Genomic DNA, 8,357 nt, shown 5'->3' with positions numbered 1-8,357 from the left:
TCAAGCACATTTGAATCCTCATCAACATAAACTGGTGAATCCATAAGCGATGACACAACAACCTCAACCTTTGATTTTCCCGATGTGTATTCACCATAGGTGATTTTTTCCTTATCCATAACTGCGTAATTGATTATTTCCCTGGCCCTTAAAATGCCGGTAAGCTTTCCATTTTTTGTTACAGGTATTTCATACTCGTCCAGCTGCCTTATTCTATCTGCTGCAACCTCGATATCCTCGTTTTCCTCAACGGTTACAACGTCCGAATTCATTATTTCGAAATTTTTTATATTTTTTGCATTTGATATTATTTGTTCAAGATTTTTTATAATATCTGTTCTTGTTATTATGCCCTTAAGAATGCCCTTTTCAACAACGGGTATTGAATTAAGCCCGCTCTCCTTTATTAACCTTACAGCCTCTATTACATCAGCCTTTTCCCCAACAACAGGAGTATTGATTGAAAAATTATAAACCTTGGAATTTGTCTTAATGCTTCCCCTTCTAAGTATATTTTTATAGGTTAGCATTGCCACATATTTTTTATTATCCACTATTGGAAGCTGCTGGATGTCATTTGTATTCATTTTTGAAATTGCCTCAGAAACTGTCGCATCCTTTTCAATTGTCACAAGATCCCTTGTCATTAATTCCTCAACCTGCATTTTATCACCAGTATTTTAAACTCATTTTATCTATTATATTGTTAATTTCATTCGACATATTTAATTTATTGGATATTCCATAAAAAATGTCTGATATTAAATCCATGCAGCTTATATTATATCTTGTTATTTCCTGTGTACCAACCCTGCCAACCCTGTCTATTATAATTTTGCTTTTTTCCATTTCTTCAGAAAATGTTATAAAATTAAATCCATGGGTTTTTAAATAATTTTCATTTAATATTATCTGGTGTGTTTCTGTATCCTCCGTGCCGGGCTGGATCATGTCTCCATTTTTTGCCATGCTGTGTGCCAGGTTCCTGGTGTTTTTAACAACATTGCCGGCATATTCCTGACCAAATTTAAGCATCTCTTCCACTGCAATGGAAAGGCCGGCAAATCTTGATAAATTAAAATTATCGAATGTTTTAAAAATTGAATTTTCCTCTATTTTATCAAATAATTTATTATCATTGGTCATTATTATCCCACCCTGCGGCCCAAAGAATGTTTTATGTGTAGAACCATACAAAATATCTGAATATTTCATTGCATCATCCTGAAATGCGCCACCTGCAATAAGCCCAAGTACGTGTGATGCATCATATAGTAATTTTATTTCATATTTATCACATATTTCTCTTATTCTTTTAAGGTCATAATGCCTAATAAAAACAGACTGGCCCAGTATAATTGCATCCGGTTTTTCACTGGATGCCACATTTTCCAGTCCATCATAATTTATTTTATAGCCCTCCATTGGTACTGGAACAGATTTAAAGTTCAGTATGCGGTCAAGATTTCCGCCAAAATATCCAGGATATCCGCCATTATCTTCAGGTATTGCCATGATCTTTCTTTTATTTAAAATGGAAAGTATAGATATTTCTGCAGCAATGTGCCCTGATAGTGGCCTGGCCTCGGCATATTCAGATTTAAACAGTTTTTTTATATTTTCATGGGTTTCCGTATAAATTTCCTCCATGTATCTTGTTCCACCGTATATATTATCACCGTTTATTTCCAATGAATATCTGGATCCAAGGTCTGATGACATTGCGAGTTTCACGTTTGGGCTCAGCATATTTTCAGATGCCTGCATATTTATAACAGAATTCCGGTATGCATTATGTCTCATAATAAGGTCCAATACAGACATAGGACATTATTCCAACATTTTATAAATATTATTTTAAAATTAAATTGAACTTGAAGTTATTTCATATAAACCATATTTGTAATTAACGTGATATTATCATAATCAAGGAATGGTTAAATTTTATTTTATACAATTTTTATATTACCATAAAACGATTTTTTAAAAATAATTTTAATAATTGTATGCCATTGAATATATTCCCGATGCCAGTGTTATAATGCCCTGCCTTAAATCCTCAAGGGAAATCTTCTCGTCATTCATGTGTGATTCCTCAAGTATGCCAGGGCCATAATTAAGCGACGGAATTCCATAATGATTTGTAAACCTCATGTCAAATGTTCCCGGTGATAGTACCAGTGATGGCTTTTTTCCATTTGCCATTTCAAAACCCTTTATAAATAGTTTATAATATTTGCCATCTTTGTCCTCCAGAATTGAGTCAGTTATATAATGTTCCTTTATTTCAATGTCATATCGTGAGCTTCTTCCAAAGCTTTTTATCAATTCATATAATTTATCCCTTTCATCATTAAGGTTTTCTTCAGGTATTAACCTTCTGTAAACTGAAAACTCACATTCATCTGCAATTGTATTTGCCCATGTACCGCATCTTAAATAGCCAATTGCCATACCAGGTTTTTTTGAACCCTCTGGTATAATATTATATTTTGAAATTCTTGACATCTCAAGGTCCCTTGAATATTTATTTAAAAGTGTTATCAGATCAACTGCACCTGAAATTGCATCCTTGCCCAGATATGCCATTGACCCATGGCTTTTCCTGCCAAAGACCTTCACTGTGATAAATATTGCGCCACGGTGACCATAGCATATGTTATCCACGCCCAGTGGCTCTGTAAATATAACAAAATCTGTATTTTCCCGGGAGATTATTTTGGATTCCATTAAATAATACATTCCTGCATTTTTGTTGCCAACTGTTTCCTCGTCAGGCACTGCTGTTTGCATGATGCTTATTTTATCAAATATCTGCCCAACTGTATTTTCCAAGAGCTTAATGGCATAAATTTGCATTGCCAGACCACCTTTCATATCACTTGACCCCCTGCCATAAAGATATGAGTTGCTTATTAAAGGCTTGAATGGATCGGTTTTCCATCCTGTTCCGGCAGGAACAACATCGTAATGGCCATTCAGGGTAATTTTGAGTTTTCCATTTCCCTTAAGACCAATAACTGATGGCCTTGGGCCTGTTCCAAACTGGCACAACTCTGGAAGCCGGTTTTCTGGGACCTCAATAATTTTTGAACTGTACCCCTCTGAGTTCAATTTTTCTGAAAAAAGCTTTGCAAATTCCTCATAATTAGATCCCGGAGGATTTTCTGTGGGTATTTCAACCATTTGCCCAAGAAAATTTACAGCATCATCCATTATGTTATCTGCATTATTTTTAAGTCTTGATATTACATCTTCCATGATTATTACCTATAATTTTGGCTCGAATCTTCCATCTATGGCAGTCCAGCCCCCATCGACAAATATTACCGTGCCATCTATAAATGATGCTGCAGGCATGGTCAGGAACACTGCCGGGCCTGCTATTTCATCAACGGATGCCCATCTATTAAGTGCACTTCTCTCACTGTACGCCCTGTACCAGTCCGGATCCTTTTTTATCTGCTGTGTCAATGGTGTGTCCACAACCCCGGGTGCTATGGCATTAACCCTTATGTTATTTTTCCCAACCTCGGAGCAGAGGCCCCTGACAAGCTGTACAAGGCCGGCCTTGGTGGCAGCGTATGCTGACTGTCCGGGCTCAACAACAATGCTTCTTATTGATGAGAGAACCACAATGCTCCCCGCAACGTTTTTACCGATCATTGATTTCGCAATCTCCCGCATGGCCATGAAATTGCCCTTTAAATTAAGGTTTATAACTGTTTGAAACTCATCGTCTGCATAATCCAGGAACTTTTTTCTTATATTTATTCCGGGTGTAATAAAGCCTGCATCTATTTTTCCAAATTTTTTTTCTGTTCTTTCAACAAGGTCATGTATGCTTTCACCAGACCTTATATCAACAGGCATAAATTCAACCTTTTTATTTTCGCCAATTAATTTTTTTGCCTCCCCAGAAAGCCTGTTTATGTCATAATCGGCCATCATGACATTCCCGCCAAGAGCTGAGTAAAGACGGGATATTGCAAGGCCAATACCGCTAGCGGCGCCGATGACAAGTGCTGTATTACCGCTTACACTGAAAAGTTTGTTATCATCCATAAAAATACCTCTGTAAAAATAATGATAATTTATATATATTGTTTTTTATTTAAACCAAATAAATAATTTTACATATTTTTTAATATTGATTCAGTAAAATAGGATGTTGTTGCATTGCCGCCCATATCCGGTGTCCTTACACCTGACCTTATTGCATTGAATAGTGAATCCTCAATAATCTTACTAAATTTACCAAATCCAAGCCAGTCCAGCATCATGGAGGTGGACATAATCATGGCCGTGGGATTTGCAATATTCCTTCCTGCTATATCCGGAGCACTTCCATGGACAGGTTCGAACATCCCCATATTATCAGATATATTACCGCTGTATGCAAATCCAAGCCCCCCAACTGTGGCCGCACCAAGATCTGAAAGCACATCACCAAACATATTCTCTGTAACAATGACATTTAGTTCATCAGGCCTTATTATCATGTGCTGGGCCATGGCATCTGCATACATATATTTCGCAACGATTTCATCATATCTGGATGAAACCTCAGAAAAAATCTTTCTGAAGAACGCAAAGGATCTTAGCACGTTGCTTTTATCAACACAAACAACTGATTTTTTCCCATCTTTTGGGGAACCCTTTGTTTTTTTGGCAAGCTCAAATGCAAATCTTGATATCCTTTCAGTGCCCTTTCTGGTTATTGTTTGGTTATCTATGGCCAGTTCATCCCTGAGCACAAGGCCGCCAAAATGGCTTGAGTAAAGGCCCTCGCTGTTTTCCCTTATAATCGTATAATTTATTGAATCCGGATTATTATAAGACTTTAATGGTGATTCAACACCTGGTAAAAGCCTGACCGGCCTGACATTTGCATACAGGTCCAAGTTAAATCTAAGTGATAAAATAACGTCAAGTGCCTTCTCTGTTCCACCAGTATTCCTCAGCTTTGGATCTCCCATTGGCGCCTTTAATATTGCCTTATACTTACGTGCCTCATCCAGTATATGATCAAGGTCCCATTTACCATTATCAAGTGTTACTGCACCAATGTCATATTCAACAGGATTTATATTTAATCCAAAATTCTCATGCAGTTTATTTATTATTTTAATTGCCGCGTTCATAATCTCAGGTCCAATGCCATCCCCATTCAAAACCATTACATCCATGATGATAATAAACCAATAATGTATTAATTATTTTTTATTTAAACACAAAATATAATCATTGCAGAATATCATTAAAAAAGTTCTGATGCAATGATATCTTATTAATAATCTACAATTAGGCCCTAAAAAAATATTGAAAGAACAGCCAATTCTGCGGCCATTCTGGCCATTTCTGCAATTTTGTCAACTGGTTCAGTATATTTGCATGATGATACACAAAACACGGTATCGCCATCTAGTGAGGTACTGTATGGCCATATTCTTGAGGCAAGACCAAAATTTGCAGCCTCTGCTATATAATTTGCCTCACTGTGAGATATTATTGCATTTGTTATAACAGCCGAAATGGTTGTATTAAATTTAAAATCTCTTGTAAATTCATTCCATATTGTTCCTTCAATAATTTTCTCTTTTAATTTATTAAGAGACCCAATACTTTTATTTGTTAGATTCCGGCCATTTAGGTCATAAATGTCGCCAAGGCTATTTAATATAACATAGACGCCGACCCTGACATTATTTAGTGAAATTTCATAATAACCCTGCCCAGACCTAATCCGCCTTCCATTGCTGTACTTGCTCACTGTTGCACCTGTGCCTCCCCAAAATGGGCCAACTGGTATATTTTTTCCAATGGTTTTAAATGCCCTTTCAATCCATTCACGGTCAGGAATTTCTCCATTGACATCAAGGTCGTATATGGCTGCAGCGGGAACAATTGGAATGTAATTATCATCAAGCCTGGAACCAGCATTAATGTTCCTTAAATAACGGTATACCTCAGATATAAGTGCAAGGCCAAATACGCTTCTGCCTGTCATTAATATCCCATCAATGGAGTAGTCCGGCCTGTGGTTTGAGTTAAGCAGCGAGATTTCATGGCTTGCCGGGGAACCACCTGATTGAAAAATTCCTGATGTGTTTGGCCTGTCGCACAGAAGCATTGTCATTCCGGAATTCCTGTTAATGTCAGTGTAACCGCATATGCTAAATCCATCTATGCCCATTTCCATAATTTTAGTCTGCAATTCTATCAGGTGCCCCATGCCTAAATGTTTCTGCGGAGAGCAGCATGCCTGAAACCATGATTAATTCAGCAAGGAATAGCCAGAGTGTCCATGCAGCAAATAAACTGTGCATAAAGGTTGAAAAGAAGAGTACTATGCTTATTGCAAATCCACCAAAGACGGCACCACCATTGTAGGCAAATCCCACCTCTGTGGTCCTGAACTGCTTGCCAAAGGACTCTGCCAGAAATGCGGGAAGCGTTGAGAATATCATTGCCTCAAAGAAGGCCTGTACACTGAATGCTATTAAATCATTTATTGCACCGCCCCTAAACGCAAGGAATGCAATTGGGTATGTTAAAATGATGAAAATTAATGAATATACAAGTATGCTTTTTTTCCTTCCAACTATTAAGAGCGCTGTAATCCCGCCAATCCAAACACCAAATAATGATACAAGATTAATCAGTGCATTATATGTTCCAACCTTTGTATTGCTCATTGCAGGATTAAGTATTGATAAAAGGGCCGGATAAAATGAAAATGTAACGGTATTTATGAATAATAGACCGGAGGTAAAAATTAGTGCGAATATTAGTGGTTTACCACCCTTTTTGAAAAGTCCAACAACCGGCTCCCTTAAAACCTCCTTATTTTTTTTCATATCATCAAAAACAGTTGTTTCAGATGTTATATACCTTATTATTAGGGTTAGCATCCCAGGGATAATTGTTGTATAAAATAAAACCCTCCAGCCTATTATTGCAAATTCTGTTTTGCCATAATATGATGAAAGCGCTGCAAAAACAAAGGAAACTATAAAAAATCCAGTTCCATAACCACTCTGAACAAAAGCTCCTATTGGTGCCCTTTTTGCTGCAGGTATGTCCTCCATTGAAAGCGTGGTGCCACCACCGTATTCCGCCCCTGCAAATGTCCCCTCTATAAACAGAATAATATAAAGCAAAACGGGTGCAAGTATGCCTATTGATTTATAAGATGGCAGGAGTCCCTTTGATGCAGCAAAAACTGAAAAACCGACTATTGTTATTGTTAACATGTTTTTTCTTCCTATTCTATCCCCCAAAAAATTTCCAAGTGCCACAGAACCCACAGGCCTTGCTATTTCCTCAACGGCAAGCCCGCCAAATGTGGCAATAAGCCCGTATATGCCAATGGTGCTTGGGAAAAACACAGTTGAAACTGTAACCGCAACAAGTGCATATGCAATTGTTGTATAGCCATCCATTAACCATCCTGAATATGCCGAAATTACCTGAAACCATCTCTGTTTATTTAAACCATAAACTGCCATGTTAATCATACACACGATGTGTATATAAATTTATTTTTTGCAACGAAATATAACATCATATTAAAAATTTATGCATTTTAATTTTATTTTTTTATGTAATTTCAAATCATATGAAGTGATTATTTTAAATAATAGAAAAATTCAGCTATTTTTAACACTTATTTATAGCATAAATTTAGATTAAACCAAAAATAATGGGCTGGCGACCTAATTGTAAATCATAATTAAAACTTGTAAAATTACATAAATAATTTTTTGTATTAATTTGAATTATTGTTTTTATGATAAAAATAAAATGGTTAAGTCATGCATGCTGGCTTATAGATTTTGGAGATCTTAGAATAATAATAGACCCGTTTTTAACAGGGAATCCAAAGGCACCTGTGCGCGCTGATGAAATTAAGGACGTAAAATATGTGCTTGTTACGCATAATCATTTCGACCATATAAATGATGCCTTCAAAATTGCAAGGAACAACAATGCAAAGGTTATAGGAATATACGAACTAACAATGTATCCTGATAGGGATGGATTCCCTGATGAAAATATTATTGGAATGAATAAGGGGTCCTTAAGTGACCTTGGGGACATATCCATTGGCATGGTAAATGCCGTGCACAGTGGAAATGAATCCGGATTTATAATTAGAAAGAATGGTGTGACAATATATCATGCAGGGGATACTGCCTTTTTTGGTGATATGAGGTACATAAGGGAATTTTACCATCCTGATATTGCAATGCTTCCAATAGGTGGATTCTACACCATGGGACCGATGGAGGCGGCAAGGGCTGCAGAACTCATTGGTGCAAAAATTACATTCCCAATGCATTACGGTACATTTC

General features: G+C 36.8%; 8 protein-coding genes. 1 reads left to right on the top strand and 7 read right to left on the bottom strand.

Translation table 11 applies throughout. The annotated features are described in order from the left end of the window. The 7 genes from AOG54_RS07920 to AOG54_RS07890 all read right to left on the bottom strand — a co-directional run. A partial coding sequence (locus AOG54_RS07920; RefSeq protein WP_236692479.1) for a CBS domain-containing protein occupies positions 1-665 on the bottom strand: 665 nt, incomplete at its 3' end. Positions 666-669: 4 nt separating this feature from the next. Further along, positions 670-1,824 (bottom strand): DegT/DnrJ/EryC1/StrS family aminotransferase, encoded by a 1,155-nt coding sequence (locus AOG54_RS07915; RefSeq protein ID WP_054964166.1) that lies wholly within the window; start codon positions 1,822-1,824, stop codon positions 670-672. Positions 1,825-1,995: 171 nt separating this feature from the next. Then, positions 1,996-3,261 (bottom strand): M20 family metallopeptidase, encoded by a 1,266-nt coding sequence (locus AOG54_RS07910; RefSeq protein ID WP_048102317.1) that lies wholly within the window; start codon positions 3,259-3,261, stop codon positions 1,996-1,998. 9 nt (positions 3,262-3,270) lie between these two features. Then, positions 3,271-4,065, bottom strand: a complete 795-nt coding sequence (locus tag AOG54_RS07905) for an SDR family NAD(P)-dependent oxidoreductase (RefSeq protein WP_048102318.1) — start codon at positions 4,063-4,065, stop codon at positions 3,271-3,273. Positions 4,066-4,133: 68 nt separating this feature from the next. Then, positions 4,134-5,189 (bottom strand): isocitrate/isopropylmalate dehydrogenase family protein, encoded by a 1,056-nt coding sequence (locus tag AOG54_RS07900; RefSeq protein ID WP_052656864.1) that lies wholly within the window; start codon positions 5,187-5,189, stop codon positions 4,134-4,136. A gap of 122 nt (positions 5,190-5,311) precedes the next feature. Beyond that, positions 5,312-6,217 (bottom strand): P1 family peptidase, encoded by a 906-nt coding sequence (locus AOG54_RS07895; protein WP_162200882.1) that lies wholly within the window; start codon positions 6,215-6,217, stop codon positions 5,312-5,314. Next, positions 6,207-7,511: an MFS transporter gene (locus AOG54_RS07890; RefSeq protein ID WP_055032591.1), complete on the bottom strand. Its 1,305-nt coding sequence runs from the start codon at positions 7,509-7,511 to the stop codon at positions 6,207-6,209. The genes AOG54_RS07895 and AOG54_RS07890 overlap by 11 nt, the downstream gene beginning before the upstream one ends. A 281-nt stretch (positions 7,512-7,792) precedes the next feature. Between AOG54_RS07890 and AOG54_RS07885 the strand changes: the two genes are divergently transcribed. Further along, positions 7,793-8,357 (top strand): metal-dependent hydrolase (locus AOG54_RS07885; RefSeq protein ID WP_055032590.1); only part of this gene is annotated, 565 nt, incomplete at its 3' end.

The organism is Acidiplasma aeolicum, from assembly GCF_001402945.1.
GTDB classification, from domain to species: Archaea; Thermoplasmatota; Thermoplasmata; order Thermoplasmatales; family Thermoplasmataceae; genus Acidiplasma; species Acidiplasma aeolicum.
This window is presented reverse-complemented; position numbering and strand designations above follow the sequence as displayed.